Consider the following 17,510-nt stretch of genomic DNA (forward strand, 5'->3'; position numbering starts at 1 on the left):
GACGCTTACAACTTCGGGCGCCGGCTTAAGACACTGACGGGGCTAACCCCCTACGAATACATCTGCAAATGCTGGACAAAGGACCCTGAACGCTTCAGGCTCGATCCAATCCATCAAATGCCGGGACTAAACACCTAGGTTGGTAAACGATGGGCGTTCCAGCCGATTCCAAACATTTGCGATGGTTTGCCGAAACGACCTGTGAAATCTCGGCTGATCATGTCTGCAACTTGTCCGGATTGATCCGGCTGAGTGAGGTCCCTGCGATCGCGCAAAATGCAACCTCTGCAAATTGCACGTCGGGTGCAGCCAGCAGAAAAAACCCGGCGGTTGCCCGCCGGGTTTTCGATTCAATCAGGCAGCGCCTGTTAGAACGAGCGCTGGAAGCGGAGCAGGCCGCCGACGCTGTTTTTCTTGTTGGCGCCAGTGAAGTTGACGGTCGAGGTGGGGTCGGCGGTCCATTCGTCAAACTTGCCGAAGTGATCGTAGTCGACTTCGGCAGTGACCGTGAAGCCGGGAACGATGTCGTAGGCGACGTTCGCCGCCACGCCGTAGTTCTTGTCCTCGTCACCCGACACCTGGAGGTTGAACGAGGTCTTCTCGTTGAACTTGTAGGTGCCGCCAGCCCAGAACGCCCAGTTGCCGCCCCAGATCTTGTAGAAGCCGCGGTCACCGGCCGGGATGGCATAGGTCGGGTCGTTGAGGTTGTCGTCGCTGCCATAGCCGAACATGCCGAACAGCGAGATCTGGTCGTTGACGTTGACGTCCAGGCGGACCTTGCCTGCGACTTCCTCGTAGTTGCTGTCGTAAGCGACGACGCCGGTGATGGCGCCCCAGCCCTGCGTCCACTTCACGCCGCCGACGACATGCGGAACGTAGCTGTCGATGGTGCCGACGACGCCCGAACCTTCTTCGAGCGAGACCACGGCCGAGAAGCCGTTGCCGGCGTCGAAGTAGTACTGGACGACGTTGGTGTCGAAGTCACCGTAAGGAACGAGCGTATCCTGGATGACGTTGCCGGCGTAGCCGATGAACGTATCGAAGGCCGATTCGTCCTTACCGACGCGGAGGCCACCGAGCTGGATCCAGGCGAAGTTCAGCGAGACATTCTTGTTGCCAGCGGGATTGCCGATCGGGTCGCCGCCGGTGGTGAAGGCACCGTAGCCGTTGCGGTTGCCGAAGTTGAAGCGGGTCTCGGTGTAGGTCTTCAAGGTGCCGAGCTCGGTTTCCTGGCCGGTCCAGGTCTTCAGCGTGAAGCGGGTGTTCTTGTACCAGGTATCCTGGCTGTCGCCGTCTTTGTGGTCGAACGACCTCGCGCCGTCGAACGAGCCGACGTCGCCGAGGCCGATGTCGTAACGGACATAGCCGCCGATGCGCAGGCAGGTCTCGGTGCCGGGGATGTAGAAGTAGCCCGAGCCGTACACGTCGCAGATCTTGACGTATTCAGCCGGTTCCGGCTCGGCGACGGTCACCGCGTCGGCGGCGCGAGCGCCGGAAACTGCGATCAGGGCCGCAGCTGAGCCGAGAAGAAGGCTCTTGATGTTCATTTTCTGACCTCCAGTCAGAATCGAACGAAAGGGCCGAGTTCATTCGACGGCCATCACTGCCAGTGCTTTGCTATTGCTACATTTTTTGCTCTGGTGAATCCTACCAAAGGCGTTTGCTGGCGAACGCGTGTCCGGATCCCGATTTGAGATAGCGCTCGACTGAAGTCGCCTTTGCTCGGCTTGAAAAGGCCACGTAGGTCACGATTCGCCAGGGGAGAAATTTGGAAGTGTGACTGGATTTTCCGGCGTTGTGATCGGCAATCCGCCTCTTCAAATCGGACGTTATGCCGATATAGCGCTCGCCTTCCAAAGCCTCGCTCTCAAGCAGATAGACGTACCACACGGACCGGCCCTCCTTTGCCAAGGCTTCGGAGGGCATCCTCTCCGCCATCCTGCTTCGCACGAACGGTTGGGGCTTGTCCTGCGAAGCGCGCAGCGCGAAGCAGGATGGCGGAGAGGATGGGATTCGAACCCACGAGAAGCTTTTGACCTCTACTCCCTTAGCAGGGGAGCGCCTTCGACCACTCGGCCACCTCTCCGTCGCGCCGCTGGATAAAGAAAAGCGGCGGCACAATCAACAAGCCGGCGCCAGAATCGCTGAAAAAACAGCGCATCAGCCCGGCCGAGCTCCGCATGAGGCGATTCCGCGGCGGCAACTGGGGTCGGCGACTCGCCTCTGCGCCGCATTTCTGTCCAGCCATCGCCGGATTCGGCCGGATTCAGGGGTCGCGCCGCCCCTATTGGTTAACGAGAGCTTTCGGAGTGAGGCCAAATCGTGTCATTTGTGCAACAACGTCCGGGGATAGCATCCGGATAGGGCTTTTGCCGATACGATCCTGGTTGAACGCCGCCGCCGCCTGGGTAAAGGTCTGGTTCGAAGGAGCGGCGCGGTGCGCATCTTTTTCGGTAAGTGGGGATGGGGCAGGGAACGCTGTCCTTCAGCAAAAAATACCCAGACCCGTTTTTTAACTTTTGACTGGAGGTCAGAAAATGAACATCAAGAGCCTTCTTCTCGGCTCAGCTGCGGCCCTGATCGCAGTTTCCGGCGCCCGCGCCGCCGACGCGGTGACCGTCGCCGAGCCGGAACCGGCTGAATACGTCAAGATCTGCGACGTGTACGGCTCGGGCTACTTCTACATCCCCGGCACCGAAACCTGCCTGCGCATCGGCGGCTACGTCCGTTACGACATCAGCGGTGGCGACGTCGGCTCGTTCGACGGCGCGAAGTCCCGTGATGTGAAGGACGGCGACGAACAGGATACCTGGCGCAAGAAGGCCCGCTTCACGCTGAAGACCTGGACCGGCCAGGAAACCGAGCTCGGCACGTTGAAGACCTACACCGAGACCCGCTTCAACTTCAACAATGCCAACGACTATGCCACGTTCTATGGCAACCCTGCTGGCAACTCGGGCGCCTCGCTGAACTTCGCCTGGATCCAGCTCGGTGGCCTCCGCGTTGGTAAGGACGAATCGGCCTTCAATACCTTCATCGGCTACGCCGGCAACGTCATCCAGGATACGCTCGTTCCTTACGGTGACTTCGACACCAACGTCGTCCAGTACTACTTCGACGCCGGCAACGGCTTCTCGGCGGTCATCTCGCTCGAAGAAGGCTCGGGCGACGGTACTTTTGGTCAGTACGGCGTGGGCACGATCGACAGCTATGTTCCGCATGTCGTCGGCGGCGTGAAGTGGACCCAAGGCTGGGGCGCCATCACCGGCGTCATTGCCTACGACAGCAACTATGAAGAAGTTGCCGGCAAGGTCCGCTTGGACGTCAACGTCAACGACGCGATCTCGCTGTTCATCATCGGCGGCTACGGCAGCGATGACAACTACAGTGACCCGACGTATACGCTCCCGGCTGGTGGCCGCGGCTTCTACAAGCAGTGGGACGGCAACTGGGCAGTCTGGGGCGGTGGCACCTACAAGTTCAACGAGAAGACCTCGTTCAACGCTCAGGTGTCGTATGACGAAGGTGAGAACCTCGGCATCGCCGCCAACATCGCCTACGACATCGTTCCCGGCCTCACGGTTACGGCCGAAGTCGACTACGTCAATGCAGGCAAAATCGGCGATCCCGATACCCTTGGCACGAATCACAACTGGACCAACATTCGCAATGGCGACGACGCCATCGGCGGCATGCTCCGCTTCCAGCGCTCCTTCTAAGGGCTGGACTGCAACAACTGAAATCCGGCCCGGGCGTCAAATGCCCGGGCCGTTTTGTTTTCGCGACTGGTTCAACGCAACGAAAGGATGGGGGTGAAATCGGTAAGCTGATCGGGTCTGTGGAGCGACTTTGTGGGATCCGCCACCAGCGGATGGAGTCGGCCGCAAGATTCGAAAACTCTTGAAAGGACATCTCCGAACGGTTAGGGCTGAAAGCTTAACCACAGGGGGTGTGGCTAAGAATGTCGAACGAAGCGATTCAAGAGGGGGAGCCCTCTGGTCAATTTGCGGTATTTTCTTCTCAGAATTCGAAGTTTAGGTACACCTACAACAAGATCCGGGAAGTAAGATCGTACAGGGTCAGTGAGCTCTTTACAGCGTACCGGGACATACTCTGGGATGACGGGCGGCATAAATACAATGTCAGCTCGTTCATCGGTGAAATAGACGAGATCCTTCTGGGAGAACGTTTCAGCACCTTTGACCAGAACACCCTGGACAATCTTATCGGTACCTTGCGTCAGCGCGGGAACAGCAACGCAACCATCAACCGCAAGATGGCTGCCCTCAGCAAGCTGCTGCGCAAGGCTCATAAGATGGGAGATATCCACAGCCTGCCTGAGTTCCGCCGCCAGAAGGAGCGGGCGGGACGGATTCGCTTCCTTGAAAGGGACGAAGAAGCAAGGCTGTTCGCCGCCATCAGGAGCCGCAGCGAGGACGCCTACCGGCTTTCCGTCTTCCTGGTCGATACCGGCTGCCGCCTCGGGGAGGCGCTCGGCCTGATCTGGAACGACATCCAGGAACACCGCGTCTCGTTCTGGATCACAAAATCCGGCCGCAGCCGCACCATTCCGATGACAGAACGCGTCAAGGAGGTGATCAAGCTGCCGCCGACGACCGAAGGCCGCCGGCCGAAGGGTCCATTCACCAAGCTCAGCCAGGCGCAGTATCGCGCCATCTGGAACGAGGCGAAGGCCGAGGTCGGTCTTGGCGCCGATGAGCAGGTGGTGCCCCATATCCTGCGCCACACTTGCGCTTCGCGACTTATCCAGGGCGGCATCGACATCCGGCGCGTGCAGATGTGGCTCGGCCATCAAACGCTCTCGATGACCATGCGCTACGCGCATCTCGCCACCAACGACCTCGATGGCTGCGTCGTCGTGCTCGAAAAACCGCGCGCCGACGAGGCGCCGCGCCCGGCGGAGAGCTCGGTCTTTGCCTCTCCGTTGACCACGTCGTCGCCGCCCAAAGCCGCTCGCAAGGAGAGCGGACCGGAGCCGGCGAAGGCGCGTCGCAAGAGCTCGAAGGGCAAATAGGCGGACGCCGCGCGCCGGCACGCAAGCGAAAAACTATATTTCACCGACGAGCCCGAGGCCGAGATAGTCTCGGGCTTTACTTATTTTGACTTATCTTCAGCGCGATCGAGGAAATCGGCAATCTCCTGCGGCAGGGTGCCGGTTTCCAGGAAGGGCGCGTGTCCTTGGCCTTCGACCGTGATTGCCTCCATGCCGGGATGACGCTTTCCCATCGCCTCGAGCGTCGCGGCGGACAACAGCTTCGAATTGTCGCCGCGGATGGCGAGCATCGGCGCCGCGGCAAGCGCGTCGAATTGTGGCCACAGATCCGGCAGCGGCTTGGTGAAGTCCGCGCCGGCCAGCGTATCGACCAGCGCCGGGTCGAAATCCGGTACCAGTCCGGCATCCGTGTCACGGCAGATGGCGCTAACCATCCGCGCCCAGTCGGCATCGGTAAGTGCCGGAAAGCTGGCGCCATGCACGCGCCGCTGCGCGTCGACCGCCTCGGCGAATGTCTTCGGTTTCGGCGCACGGTCAAGGTAGGCGCGGATTTGGGCGAGGCCTTGCGCCTCGATCACCGGGCCGATGTCGTTGAGGACAATCGCTTTCAGCACGGCGGGTTTCAATGCGCCGAGCACGTGGACGATCAGGCCGCCGCGCGAGGTGCCGATGAAGACAGCCTCTGCGATGCCCAGCTCCGACAAGCCGGCGAGCACGTCGCCGGCCTCGACGCCGACATTATAGTGGGTGGTGTCGGGATCATAGTCGGACTGGCCACGACCGCGATAATCGAAAGCGATGACCTTGCGCGGTCTCTTCGCCTTGCTGGAAAGATAGAGGGCGAACTCATGGAAGTCGCGGGCATTGCGCGTCAAGCCGGGCAGGCAGACGACAGGCCAGCCAGTGTTGGCCTCGCCGTATATCCGTGCATGGAGTTTCAGGCCATCGGGTGCGATATAGAAGAAGTCGGAAAAGCCTTCGCTCGCCATAGGAGTATCGTTCTTCCTCGCTGAAGACAGCCGTCAGCTACAGGCGAGAGCAGGAATGGTCAAATGGCAGGTTTGCCCAGAGGAATCAGCGCTGGCGGGACAGCGCCCCCCTCTGTCCTGCCGGACATCTCCCCCACAAGGGGGGAGATCGATTGGCACCTCGGCTTTCGCCAATTTTCAACGCTGCAGAATGGGCGAACCGCCGAAACTGCCAATCTCCCCCCAAGTGGGGGAGATGTCCGGCAGGACAGAGGGGGGCGCGAAGGAACTCGACCTTAAACGCTTCGCGGAAGACGCCTCAACTCCGCCCGTTCACCAGATCTCCGACGATGTCGTACTTGCCTGAAATACGCATCTTGTAGACCTCGTAATTCTCCATCACGCGCTGCACGTAACCTCTTGTTTCCGTGTAGGGAATCCTCTCGATCCAGTCGACGACGGCATCCACGTCCCTGCCGCGCGGGTCGCCGTATTTCGCCACCCACTGGGCGGCGCGGTTGGGGCCGGCATTGTAGCCGGCGAAGGTCAGCACGTAGGAGCCGTTGAAGCGGTCGAGCTGCTCGCCGAGGAAGGCTGAACCGAGCGTGGCGTTGTAGCCGGCGTCGGTCGTCAGCCGCGCCTGCGAGAAGGTCATGCCGGCTTTCTTCGCCAGTTGCTTGGCGGTGCCCGGCATCAATTGCAGAAGGCCGCGCGCGCCGGCGCTGGAAATCGCGCCGATGTTGAACTCGCTTTCCTGGCGGGCGATGGCATAGGCCAGCGCCTTGCCGGAGCCCGAGATATTGGCCGAATCGGGGATGACGCCGAGCGGATGCGACAGCGCGCCGACATCGATGCCGCGCTGAGCGGCGATCTTGCCGACCTTCAGCGCCATGAAATGATTGCCCTGCTTTTCGGCGAGCACCGCCAGCAGCGCAAGCTCGCCGGGGCTGGTCAGCTGTCCCGCAAGGTCGCGGTAGAGCGTTTCGGCGTAGCGGTCATAGCCAGCCTCCTGCAGCCGCTTGATCGCGTTCACCGCCTCGCGGCCCTCGAAGCTCTGGCGGTCGGCGGCGCTGGGCTTGGGATAGGCGATGTTGAGGGTTCTCAAGCCCACGCGCTCGCCGGCGAGCTGGCCATAGAAGGTCGTGCCGTAAGCGGCCGCGCGGGTGAAGTAGTCCTTGGCATTGCCCGGACCGCCGACTTCCGCGGCGCGGCCAAGCCAGTAATAGGCGCGCGACAGCGACACCGGTCCCTGCGCCATGTCTGCGATGCGCGAAAAATGCGTGGCCGCGGTCGCCGGGTCGTTCAGGCCGCGCAGCGCGTACCAGCCGGCATGGAATTCGGCTTCCGCGGCGCTTGCCGGGCTCTCTGACGCATGCATGGAGACTATTTTGTAGGCGGTTTTCACGTCGCCCTGGTCGACCAGCTCGCGCGAAAGAACGCGGCGCTCCGCCCACCAGGCATCGGGATCGACCAGCGCGTCGCGGTCGGTCGGCGCCTTCATCAGAACCGCCGCGGCTTGCGCGAACTTCTGCTGCTTGCGCAGATATTCGGTCTCGGCGAAGAAATAGCCGGCCGAACGCTGCGCCGCAGGCACCGCCTTCAACAGCTTCACCGTGTTCTTGTCGCCCCTGTCGGTGGCCGCCCAGGCATCCGCCATTGGCTGGGCGCCGGCAAGGGCGGCGACGCGCAGCGCCGAGTCCGGCCTGTCGGCATAGAACATGCGCTCCATGCGGTAACGATGATCGGCCGCAGGGATCAGCGCGCCGAATTCCTTGATAAAAGCGGTTTCGTCCTTCGCTTCCAGCTTCTCGCTGCGCCAGAAAGGCACCAGCACCGCGCGCGCCGCCGCGGCATTGCCCAGCGCCACCTGCGAACGGGCGAGGATCATCACCCCTTCCGGCGTCAGCGGTTGGCTGCGGCCGAAGGCCTGCACCACAATTTGCGGCGGCGGGTTCTCCCGATAGAGCGCGCGTTCGCTGTTCTTGCGCAGCGCGATCGTGCCCGGCCATCCGGGCAGCATCTTGGCCGCGTCGGCGATCTCGCCGCTCGGCACCTGGCCGCCGCCATAGAGCGCGATCGCCCAGGCCAGGATATGTTTGTCGAGCGAGGTGGCTGGCAGCGTGTCGCGCGCGTTGCGGGCGCCGGCGATGTTGTTGGCGGCCAAGGCGTCGAGGCCGCTCTTCAACTGGGCTATGCTGGCCGGGGAGGGCTGCGTCTCGCCCGAGGCGTGCGCCTCGGGAACGGGGATCGCCGCCGTCACGCGCACGTCGACGCTGCCGCCGATTGCCATCCCCGGCATCAGCGCGACGACCGCGCTGAGAAGCGCGAAGAGATGAGGCCGCCCCGTCGGCATTGTTTCTTACCCCAGCACGTTGTCAGCAGGCAGGGACGCTGAAGGTCCGGTCCCGAAGCCTAGACTTAGGTCGTCAAAGGCTCGTAAACAAAAGGTTATGGAGGCCGTTCGAATTCCCCCTGCTGGCATTATTGCGATGCTTGCCGCTGAACCATGTCGAGACTATGGTGCGCGGCTTCGCTTTCGGTTAGAAGGCGCGCGAACTAACGGATCAACAACCCCAAAAAGTCCCAAGGGAGTTTGGACAATATGCTGAGAGGCTCGCTGACCGCGCTCGTCACACCGTTCGAAAAGAGCGGGCGTTTCGACGAGAAAGCCTTTCGGGCGTTTGTCGAATGGCAGATCTCGGAGGGCACCAAGGGCCTCGTCCCGGTCGGCACCACCGGCGAGTCGCCGACGCTGTCGCATGACGAGCACCGCCAAGTCGTGAAGGTCTGCATCGAGGTGGCCAAGGGCAGGGTGCCAGTCGTGGCCGGCGCCGGCTCCAACAACACCGAGGAAGCCGTCGGCCTGGTGCAATATGCCGAAAAGGCCGGCGCCGATGCTGCCCTTGTCGTCACACCTTACTACAACAAGCCGACACAGCGCGGCCTCTACGAACATTTCGCCGCCGTCGCCAGGGCAACTAGGCTGCCGATCATCATCTACAACATTCCGCCACGCTCGGTGATCGACATGAGCCCGGAAACGATGGGCAGGCTGCGCCACGACTTCAAGAACATCGCCGGCGTCAAGGACGCGACCGGCAAGGTCGAGCGCGTCTCCGAGCAGCGCATGACCTGCGGCAAGGATTTCATCCAGCTTTCCGGCGAGGATGCCTCGGCACTTGGCTTCAACGCGCATGGCGGCGTCGGCTGCATCTCGGTGACCTCGAATGTCGCCCCGCGCCTCTGCGCCGAGTTCCAGGAAGCGACGCTCTCCGGCGACAGCGCCAAGGCGCTCGAGCTGCAGGATCGCCTTTTGCCGCTGCACAAGGCGATCTTCATGGAGCCTGGCGTGTCCGGCGCCAAATACGCGCTGTCGAAGCTGGGCAAGATCGAGAACGTGGTCCGCTCGCCGCTGGTGACGGTCGAGGCCCCGACCGCGGAGAAGCTCGACGCGGCCATGAAGCATGCCGGCTTGATAAATTAGGGATGAGGCGCCACCTCTCCGCATTATGAATCAAGTCAAGAAAGCCGACCCCAACAACAGGACGGTCGCCGAAAACCGCAAGGCGCGCTTTTCCTACGAGGTGCTCGACACGATCGAGACCGGCCTGGTGCTGACCGGCACCGAGGTCAAGTCGCTGCGCCAGGGCCAGGCCAACATCCAGGAAAGCTACGCCTCGGCCGAAGGCGGCGAGATCTGGCTGATCAATTCCTATCTGCCGGAATATCTGCAGGCCAACCGCTTCAACCATGAGCCGCGCCGGCGCCGCAAGTTGCTGGTCAGCAAGCGCGAGATGGCGAAGCTCTCGCAGAGCGTCGAGCGCGAAGGCATGACGCTGGTGCCGCTGAAAATCTATTTCAACGACCGCGGCCGCGCCAAGCTGCTGCTCGCCATTGCCCGCGGCAAGAAGCTGCACGACAAGCGCGAGACGGAAAAGCAGCGCGACTGGTCGCGCGAGAAGGGGCGCCTCCTCAAGGAGCGCGGGTAGCGACGCCGGCTATTCCAGGCAGGGCGGCAGGGGAGCCAAGGCTTGAGGAACCGCTTGATTGTCCTGGCCCTGGCTTTCGTCTTTCTGGCGCTCGCCATTTGGCCGGAAGGCTTTTTCCGGCCTCGCGCTTTCCCGCCGGATCGCGGTGAATTTCCCATAAGGGGCATCGACGTCTCGCATCACCAGGGCAGGATCGACTGGCCGCGCGTCGCGGCTGACGATGTCGCCTTCGCCATCATCAAGGCGACGGAAGGCGGCGATCATGTCGATGACGCCTTTGCCGAGAATTTGCGCCAGGCCCGCGCGGCGGGTCTCGCCGTCGGCGCTTATCATTTCTTCACCTTCTGCCGTCCGGGCGCCGATCAGGCGAAGAACTTCATCTCGGCGGTGCCGCGCGGCGAGCAGCTTTTGCCGCCGGTCGTCGACATCGAGTTCCACGGCAATTGTCCGCGACGCCCGTCGCCCGCCGAGCTGAACGCGGAGCTGCTTGCATTCCTGGACCCGGTCGAGGCGGCCTATGGCAAGCCGGCCATCATCTATATCACCGACGAGATGGCGCCGACCTATTCCGCCCATATCGCGGTTCGCCAGCGCTGGCTGCGCTCGCTGCGCGGCCCGCTCAACGATGACGACTGGATTTATTGGCAATATCTCGACACGGGCCGTGTCGACGGCATCGTTGGCGATGTCGACCTGAATGTGCTGAAGGGCGGACCGGCGAGGCTGACCGAACTGTTCGCGCCGGCGCCTCAATCCAGCGCTTCAGGAACGCCGTGACCGCCTGGACGGCTTTGTCCCGTTCGCGGTCGGGCGGCTTCAGCCATGGGCTTGGCAAAAGCTGACAATGCCATGCCTGCCGCCATGATTGCGATGGCCGCGAGCTGGGCGCTTGTCGGCGTTTCGCCAAGCACCGCCATGCCGACGATGACGGTCACGATCGGCACGCAGGGCATGAACAGCGATGCCGTCTGCGATCCCAACTGCCGGACAACAAAGGTGTAGAGAAACATGGCGGCCGCACCTGCCAGAAATCCTTGGATGACGATCTGGCCCGCGATTTCGGCGGCCGGCGCTGCATGAAGGCCGGTCGGCGCAAATAGGTAGACAAGGGGCAGCGGCAGGCATGACAGCAGCACGACGCTGGCGGTCGCCGTCACCGGATCGACGCGCCATCGCCGCACGAGCACGGCGTAGCTGGCAAACATCGCGCCCGATCCGATGAACAGGAGATCACCGAAGAATACGTCCGTCATGCCGAGGCCTGTATCCGCGGGCGAAATGAAGAGCATCAGGCCGGCAATGATGGCAACGACGCCGATGGTTCGTTGGCGTGAGGCCTGGTCGGTGGTCGCGATTTGCGAGAGCAGGTACGAGAAGAAGACAATCGACGCCGGACAGAGCGCCGCGCCATGCGCGGCCGGCGCATAGGTCAGGCCCCAGTTGATGATGATCGGATATGGCAATCCGGCCAAAGCCGCAAGCGCCAGGGCGCGCTTCCAACCCAACATTTGCATTGCCGCCATGCCGCTTCGACAGGAAATCGGCAGCAAGACCATGCCGGCGCCGGCAAAACGCAGGGTTGCCAGATCGGTTGACGTCAGATGTTCCCTGAGACTGAAGCGGGCGGCAACAAATTGCACGGCGTAGATGCCGATCATGGCCAAGCCCGCGATGATCGCCAGCCTCGTATTGCGGTCCCGTGCCATCTTGGTACCTGCCTGTCGTTCTCGCTGGACAAAGCGGAAACTGCCTCGGCCTCGCTTGGTCAAGCACAGACTATTGTCGAAAAATCCGCGATGAAATACGCTGCTTTTGCAAGACTTGAGTGAGATTCACCGATGAAGGGCATTTCCGGCGTGAATCCTGAAGCCGGCGATCTGGACAATATCGACCGCAGCCTCCTTCGCCTGCTGCAGGAGGACGGGCGGCGCACGACTCTCGATCTCGCTGCCCGAGTAGGCCTGTCGCCAACCGGCGCCAGTCAGCGGGTGAAGCGTCTGTTTCGTGAAGGCTTCATCACCGCGGTCAGGGCCGTGCTCGATCCACGAAAGATCGGCCGCGGCACCCTTGTGTTCATCGAAGTGCGGCTCGATCACACGGCACCCCATATTTTCGACCGCTTCGCCGAGGCCGTGATCAGGGCCCCCGAGGTTCTGGAGTGCCACATGGTCGTCGGCGGCTTCGACTATCTGGTGAAGGCCCGAATTGCGGAAATGGGCGCCTATCAGGATTTTCTGAAGCGGGTCATCCTGCCGCTGCCGGGCGTGAAGGAAACGCACACCTATGCCTCGATCGGCGACGTCAAGCCCGAAGCGCTGTTGCCGGTATGAACCCCGCCGGCAGTCTTGTCAGCCGTGCAGGAACGCCGCGATTTCCTTGAAGACGTCGACGAACATCTCTTCCGTCAGCACGCCGGTATTGGTGTTGTAGCGCGAGCAGTGATAGCTGGAGAACAGTGTGATGCCGCCGGCTTCCTGCCGCCCGCCATGGCGGAAGGGAAGTGCGGCGACACGTCCCCCCAGCGCCCGCACCGTCGACTGATGCGCGATCGAGCCCAGCGTCAGGATGGCGCGCAAATTGGCGAACCTTGCGATCGTCGGCTGGAGGAAGGTGCGGCAGGTGGCGATCTCGGCGCCGACCGGCTTGTTCTCCGGCGGCACGCAGCGCACCGCATTGGTGATCGCGGTGCCGACGAGTTCCAGCCCGTCATCGGGCCTTGCCTTGAATTCGCCGCGCGCCAGGCCCTGCGCGATCAGCGTGCCGTAGAGCAGGTCGCCGGCATAGTCGCCGGTGAAGGGACGCCCCGTGCGGTTGGCGCCGCGCAGCCCAGGCGCCAGCCCGACTATAAGAAGCTTGACCGAAGCCTCGCCCTCCGGCGGCAGGAAGGTCGGCACCGGCGCGTTGAACCAGCCGGGCTCGCGCTCGCGCCAGCCGGCGATGAAGTCGTGCAGCCGCGGGCAGAGCGGACAGTCACGGCTGGGTTCGGGGGAGGGCGCGGCGCTCAACGCCGCCGCTCTCAATAATCGTCCTCGTCGACCTCGGCCGGCTCGGGCCGGCGGACCGGCCGCTCGGATGGGTCGCGACCGACCTCGTTCTTCAGTGTCATCAGATCGATGAAATGGTCGGCCTGGCGGCGCAGGTCGTCGGAGATCATCGGCGGCTGCGAGGCCATGGTCGAGATGATCGAGACCTTGCGGCCGCGCCTTTGCAGAGCCTCGACAAGGGTGCGGAAATCGCCGTCGCCGGAGAAGATGACATAGTGATCGACGACATCGGCGAGCTCCAGCGCATCGACGGTCAGTTCGATATCCATGTTGCCCTTGATCTTGCGGCGGCCGGTCGAGTCGGTGAACTCCTTGGCTGGCTTGGTCACCACCTTGAAGCCGTTATAGTCCAGCCAGTCGATCAGCGGCCGGATCGAGGAATATTCCTGATCCTCGACCAGCGCGGTGTAGTAATAGGCCCGAAGCAGGTAGCCGCGCTTCTGGAAGCTCGACAGAAGCTTGCGGTAGTCTATGTCGAAGCCCAGCGCCCGCGAGGTGGCGTAGAGATTGGCGCCGTCGATGAAAAGGGCGATCTTTTCACGGGGATCGAACATTGAAAAACATCCCTTTTCGAAAATTTCTGTCATCTAAATTGGACGTGACGGACAGGCTCGGTAATGGTCCCTCTTGCCGTCTCATCCGAGATAGCGCCAGATTTGTGGATATCCAAGGGCGCGGACGCGCATTGCAAGCAATTGTGATCGGCACTATGTGGCAGCAGAGCGATGTCCGGTTGTTGAGCCGGGCAAGGGCTTATGCTTTGGTCGCTGCCGCCATAAAGCTTGTGTTTCGGCGGCGTCCTTGTTATGGAGCCCGCCAGTTTTCCATTAAATCCACGCATGAAAGGGGCAGTCCATGGCCCGCGTAACCGTTGAAGATTGCATCGACAAGGTCGACAACCGTTTCGAGCTCGTGCTGCTCGCCGGCCACCGTGCCCGCCAGATCAGCCAGGGCGCGCAGATCACCGTTCCTCGCGACAATGACAAGAATCCGGTCATTGCGCTGCGCGAGATCGCCGAGGAGACGCTGTCGCCCGACGACCTCAAGGAAGACCTGATCCACTCGCTGCAGAAGCATGTCGAGGTCGACGAGCCGGAGGTCGACGGCGAGGCGATCGCCGATCAGACCGGCGCCGCCACCGCTGCCGCCGACACCGACGATGCGGAAGAGAACATCGCCTTCGACCGTATGAGCGAGGAAGACCTGCTCGCCGGCATCGAGGGTCTGGTGCCGCCGGAAAAGAGCGACGACTACTAAGCGCATCCGGAACCCGTCTGGATCAAGCATCCGGCACTTCCGTATCGTCAGTTTCGTGGCTATCTATGGCATGCGCCGCAAGCAACTGCGGCGCATGATTCATTTCAGCACCGCGAGATCCCGCCCATGATGCGTCAGTATGAGCTTGTCGAGCGCGTGCAGCGCTACAAGCCTGACGTCAACGAGGCGCTGCTCAACAAGGCCTATGTCTACGCCATGCAGAAGCATGGCCACCAGAAGCGCGCCTCGGGCGATCCCTATTTCTCGCACCCGCTGGAAGTCGCCGCCATCCTCACCGAAATGCATATGGATGAGGCGACCATCGCGGTTGCCCTTTTGCACGACACGATCGAGGACACGACCGCGACCCGGGCCGAGATCGACGAGCTGTTCGGCCCCGAAATGGGCAAGCTGGTCGAAGGCCTGACCAAGCTGAAGAAGCTCGACCTCGTCTCCAAGAAGGCCGAGCAGGCGGAGAACCTGCGCAAGCTGCTGCTCGCGATCTCCGAGGATATCCGCGTTCTCCTGGTCAAGCTCGCCGACCGCCTGCACAACATGCGTACGCTCGACCATATGCCGGAGTCCAAGCGCCTGCGCATCGCCGAGGAGACGATGGACATCTATGCGCCGCTCGCCGGGCGCATGGGCATGCAGGGCATGCGCGAGGAGCTGGAAGAGATCGCCTTCCACTACATCAATCCGGAGGCCTATCGCGCCGTCACCGCGCGGCTGGCTGAAATCTTCGAGCGCAACAAAGGCGTGCTTGACGAGATCGAGAAGGCGCTGTCGGGCCTGTTTGAAAAGCATTCGATCAAAGCCAGCGTCAAAAGCCGGCAGAAGAAGCCGTGGTCTGTGTTCCGCAAGATGGAGGCCAAGGCGCTTTCCTTCGAGCAGCTCTCCGACATCTTCGGCTTCCGTGTCGTCGTCGACACGGTCGAAGATTGCTACCGCGCGCTCGGCGCAATCCACACCACCTGGTCGATGGTTCCCGGCCGCTTCAAGGACTACATCTCGACCCCGAAGCAGAACGACTACCGTTCCATCCACACCACCATCGTCGGTCCGTCGCGCCAGCGTGTCGAATTGCAGATCCGCACCCGCGAGATGAACAAGATCGCCGAATACGGCGTCGCCGCGCACTCGATCTACAAGGATACCGGCGGCAAGACGAATGGCGCCGCGCACTCGATCTCCAAGGAGACCAACGCCTATGCCTGGCTGCGCCGCACCATCGAGCAGCTGGCCGAAGGCGACAATCCCGAGGATTTCCTGGAAAACACCAAGCTGGAGCTGTTCCAGGACCAGGTGTTCTGCTTCACGCCCAAGGGCATGCTGATCGCGCTGCCGCGCGGCGCCACCCCGATCGACTTTGCGTACGCCGTACACACCGATGTCGGCGACACTTGCGTCGGCGCCAAGGTCAACGGCCGCATCATGCCGCTGATGACGGAACTGAAGAACGGCGACGAGGTCGAGATCATCCGCTCCAAGGCGCAGGTGCCGCCTGCCGCTTGGGAATCGGTCGTCGTCACCGGCAAGGCGCGCGCCGCCATCCGCCGCGCCACCAAGAACGCCATCCGCAAGCAATATTCCGGGCTCGGCGCCCGCATCCTCGAACGCGCCTTCGAGCGCGCCGGCAAGAACTTCACCAAGGAAAGCCTGAAGCCGGTGCTGCACCGGCTGGCGCGCAAGGACATCGAGGACGTGCTGGCCTCCGTCGGGCGCGGCGAGCTTGCATCGACCGACGTCATGAAGGCGGTCTTCCCCGACTACAAGGACGAGCGGGTCACGGTCGCGGCGTCCAAGCAGCGCGAGGAGGGCTGGTCGAAGATCCGCAACGCCGCCGGCATGCTTTTCCAGATGCCCGGCCGCGCCGCGCGCAAGGGCAAGGACCAGCAGCGCGACGACGCGGTGCCGATCCGCGGCGTGCGCGGCGACCTGCCGGTGCGCTTCGCGCCGGAAGGGGCGGTGCCCGGCGACCGGATCGTCGGCATCATCCAGCCGGGAACCGGCATCACCATCTATCCGATCCAGTCGCCGGCGCTGCAGGCCTTCGACGACCAGCCCGAGCGCTGGATCGACGTGCGCTGGGACATCGACGAGAGCACCAAGGAGCGCTTTCCGGCGCGCATCTCGGTCACCGCCATCAATGCGCCGGGATCGCTCGCCGACATAGCGCAGGTCGTCGCGTCCAACGACGCCAACATCCATACGCTATCGATGGTGCGCACCGCGCCCGATTTCACCGAGATGCTGATCGACCTCGAGGTCTGGGACCTGAAGCATCTCAACCGGCTGCTGTCGCAGCTTAAGGACAATTCGAGCGTCAGCGATGCGCGGCGCGTCAATGGGTGAATAGTGAATGGTGAATGGTGAATAGTGAATGTGAATAGTGAATAGTGAATAGTGAATAGTGAATAGTGAATAGTGAATAGTGAATAGTGAATAGTGAATAGTGAATAGTGAATAGTGAATAGTGAATAGTGAATAGTGAATAGTGAATAGAAGGTGTTCTCACTACCATTCACCATTCACCATTCACCATTCACCATTCACCATTCACCACTCGCCAAGGGCAGGGAGCGAACAATGAACACCGACGAAGTGCTGGGCATATTCCGCGATGCCGGCGCGGTTCTCGAAGGCCATTTCATCCTGACGTCCGGTCTGCGCAGTCCGATCTTCCTGCAGAAAGCGCGCGTCTTCATGCATGCCCACAAGACCGAGCGTCTGTGCAAGGCGCTGGCCGAGAAGATTCGGGAAGGCGTGCCGGGCAGGATCGACTATGTCGTCGGCCCGGCCATCGGCGGCCTGATCCCGGCCTATGAGACCTCGCGCCACCTCGGCGCGCCGGCGATCTGGGTCGAGCGGGAAGGCGGCGAGTTCAGGCTCCGCCGCTTCGAGATCGACAAGGGGTCGCGTGTCGTCATCGTCGAGGACATCGTCACCACCGGCCTCTCGATCCGCGAAACCATCGACTGTCTGCGCGAGCTCGGCGCGGAGGTGGTGGCGGCCGCCTGCATCATCGATCGCTCGGCTGGCAAGACCGACGTCGGCGTGCCGCTGATCGCGCTCGCCGAATACGAGGTTCCGGCCTATCCGCCCGATCGCCTGCCGCCCGAGCTTGCCGCTATTCCAGCCGTCAAGCCGGGCAGCCGCAACATCTGAAGTCGCCATGCGCAAGAACAAGCACTTGAGCGCGCCGCTTGAGTCTCTTTGCCAGCGATGCGCGTGGCGA

Annotated in this window: 16 protein-coding genes, 1 tRNA gene and 1 pseudogene; 10 read left to right on the top strand and 8 right to left on the bottom strand. The window is 62.3% G+C overall.

Annotated features, from left to right (window positions below):
* Positions 1–138, top strand: a pseudogene (locus EN874_RS22110) (IS481 family transposase); the annotation flags it as partial.
* Between the two features lie 230 nt (positions 139–368).
* On the opposite strand, the gene EN874_RS22115 reads toward EN874_RS22110, so the two are convergent.
* From EN874_RS22115 to EN874_RS22125, 3 genes are all read right to left on the bottom strand, one after another.
* Positions 369–1,547, bottom strand: a complete 1,179-nt coding sequence (locus tag EN874_RS22115; RefSeq protein ID WP_127427281.1) for a porin — start codon at positions 1,545–1,547, stop codon at positions 369–371.
* Positions 1,548–1,647: 100 nt separating this feature from the next.
* Entirely contained in the window at positions 1,648–1,890 is a 243-nt protein-coding gene (locus EN874_RS22120) for a GIY-YIG nuclease family protein (protein WP_127427282.1), read from the bottom strand.
* A 105-nt stretch (positions 1,891–1,995) separates the two neighbouring features.
* Positions 1,996–2,086, bottom strand: a tRNA-Ser gene (locus EN874_RS22125).
* Between the two features lie 451 nt (positions 2,087–2,537).
* On the opposite strand from EN874_RS22125, the gene EN874_RS22130 reads away from it, so the two are divergent.
* Entirely contained in the window at positions 2,538–3,719 is a 1,182-nt protein-coding gene (locus EN874_RS22130) for a porin (protein WP_127427283.1), read from the top strand.
* 242 nt (positions 3,720–3,961) lie between these two features.
* A complete protein-coding gene (locus EN874_RS22135; RefSeq protein ID WP_127427284.1) occupies positions 3,962–5,035 on the top strand; it encodes a site-specific integrase in 1,074 nt (357 codons plus the stop codon).
* An 80-nt stretch (positions 5,036–5,115) separates the two neighbouring features.
* Here the strand turns inward: EN874_RS22135 and EN874_RS22140 are convergent, their stop codons facing one another.
* Together EN874_RS22140 and EN874_RS22150 are read right to left on the bottom strand one after the other, a co-directional pair.
* Entirely contained in the window at positions 5,116–6,003 is an 888-nt protein-coding gene (locus EN874_RS22140; protein ID WP_127427285.1) for an alpha/beta hydrolase, read from the bottom strand.
* A 298-nt stretch (positions 6,004–6,301) separates the two neighbouring features.
* Positions 6,302–8,335, bottom strand: a complete 2,034-nt coding sequence (locus tag EN874_RS22150) for a lytic transglycosylase domain-containing protein (protein ID WP_127427286.1) — start codon at positions 8,333–8,335, stop codon at positions 6,302–6,304.
* A gap of 249 nt (positions 8,336–8,584) precedes the next feature.
* On the opposite strand from EN874_RS22150, the gene dapA reads away from it, so the two are divergent.
* Genes dapA through EN874_RS22165 form a run of 3 tightly spaced genes read left to right on the top strand, consistent with a single transcriptional unit; the run spans position 8,585 to position 10,748 of the window.
* Positions 8,585–9,466, top strand: a complete 882-nt coding sequence (dapA, locus tag EN874_RS22155) for a 4-hydroxy-tetrahydrodipicolinate synthase (RefSeq protein ID WP_127427287.1) — start codon at positions 8,585–8,587, stop codon at positions 9,464–9,466.
* 25 nt (positions 9,467–9,491) lie between these two features.
* Positions 9,492–9,971, top strand: a complete 480-nt coding sequence (gene smpB / locus EN874_RS22160) for an SsrA-binding protein SmpB (RefSeq protein WP_041002108.1) — start codon at positions 9,492–9,494, stop codon at positions 9,969–9,971.
* Positions 9,972–10,025: 54 nt separating this feature from the next.
* Complete coding sequence (locus tag EN874_RS22165) at positions 10,026–10,748, top strand: glycoside hydrolase family 25 protein (protein WP_245516137.1); 723 nt, start codon at positions 10,026–10,028, stop codon at positions 10,746–10,748.
* Here EN874_RS22165 and EN874_RS22170 read toward each other — a convergent pair.
* Entirely contained in the window at positions 10,721–11,677 is a 957-nt protein-coding gene (locus EN874_RS22170) for a DMT family transporter (protein ID WP_127427525.1), read from the bottom strand. The two genes, EN874_RS22165 and EN874_RS22170, sit on opposite strands and share 28 nt — an antisense overlap.
* Before the next feature lie 132 nt (positions 11,678–11,809).
* Between EN874_RS22170 and EN874_RS22175 the strand changes: the two genes are divergently transcribed.
* Positions 11,810–12,301 carry an Lrp/AsnC ligand binding domain-containing protein gene (locus EN874_RS22175; RefSeq protein ID WP_127427289.1) on the top strand — a complete coding sequence of 164 codons (492 nt, stop codon included), beginning with the start codon at positions 11,810–11,812 and terminating at the stop codon, positions 12,299–12,301.
* Between the two features lie 18 nt (positions 12,302–12,319).
* On the opposite strand, the gene EN874_RS22180 is transcribed toward EN874_RS22175, so the two are convergent.
* Complete coding sequence (locus EN874_RS22180; RefSeq protein WP_168247549.1) at positions 12,320–12,991, bottom strand: uracil-DNA glycosylase; 672 nt, start codon at positions 12,989–12,991, stop codon at positions 12,320–12,322.
* Positions 12,988–13,569 (bottom strand): NYN domain-containing protein, encoded by a 582-nt coding sequence (locus EN874_RS22185; protein WP_059189095.1) that lies wholly within the window; start codon positions 13,567–13,569, stop codon positions 12,988–12,990. Before EN874_RS22185 ends, EN874_RS22180 begins: the two co-directional genes overlap by 4 nt.
* 301 nt (positions 13,570–13,870) lie before the next feature.
* On the opposite strand from EN874_RS22185, the gene rpoZ reads away from it, so the two are divergent.
* The 3 genes from rpoZ (at position 13,871) to pyrE (ending at position 17,440) form a co-directional block, all read left to right on the top strand.
* Positions 13,871–14,272 (top strand): DNA-directed RNA polymerase subunit omega, encoded by a 402-nt coding sequence (rpoZ, locus tag EN874_RS22190; RefSeq protein ID WP_127427291.1) that lies wholly within the window; start codon positions 13,871–13,873, stop codon positions 14,270–14,272.
* Positions 14,273–14,398: 126 nt separating this feature from the next.
* Entirely contained in the window at positions 14,399–16,627 is a 2,229-nt protein-coding gene (locus tag EN874_RS22195; RefSeq protein ID WP_127427292.1) for a bifunctional (p)ppGpp synthetase/guanosine-3',5'-bis(diphosphate) 3'-pyrophosphohydrolase, read from the top strand.
* Positions 16,628–16,861: 234 nt separating this feature from the next.
* The gene (gene pyrE / locus EN874_RS22200; protein WP_127427293.1) at positions 16,862–17,440 is read left to right on the top strand and encodes an orotate phosphoribosyltransferase; all 579 of its coding nucleotides are present in this window, start codon (positions 16,862–16,864) and stop codon (positions 17,438–17,440) included.
* The last annotated feature ends 70 nt before the right edge of the window (positions 17,441–17,510 follow it).

Origin of the sequence: Mesorhizobium sp. M1D.F.Ca.ET.231.01.1.1 (assembly GCF_003999155.2) — a bacterium.
Classification (GTDB): Bacteria; Pseudomonadota; Alphaproteobacteria; order Rhizobiales; family Rhizobiaceae; genus Mesorhizobium.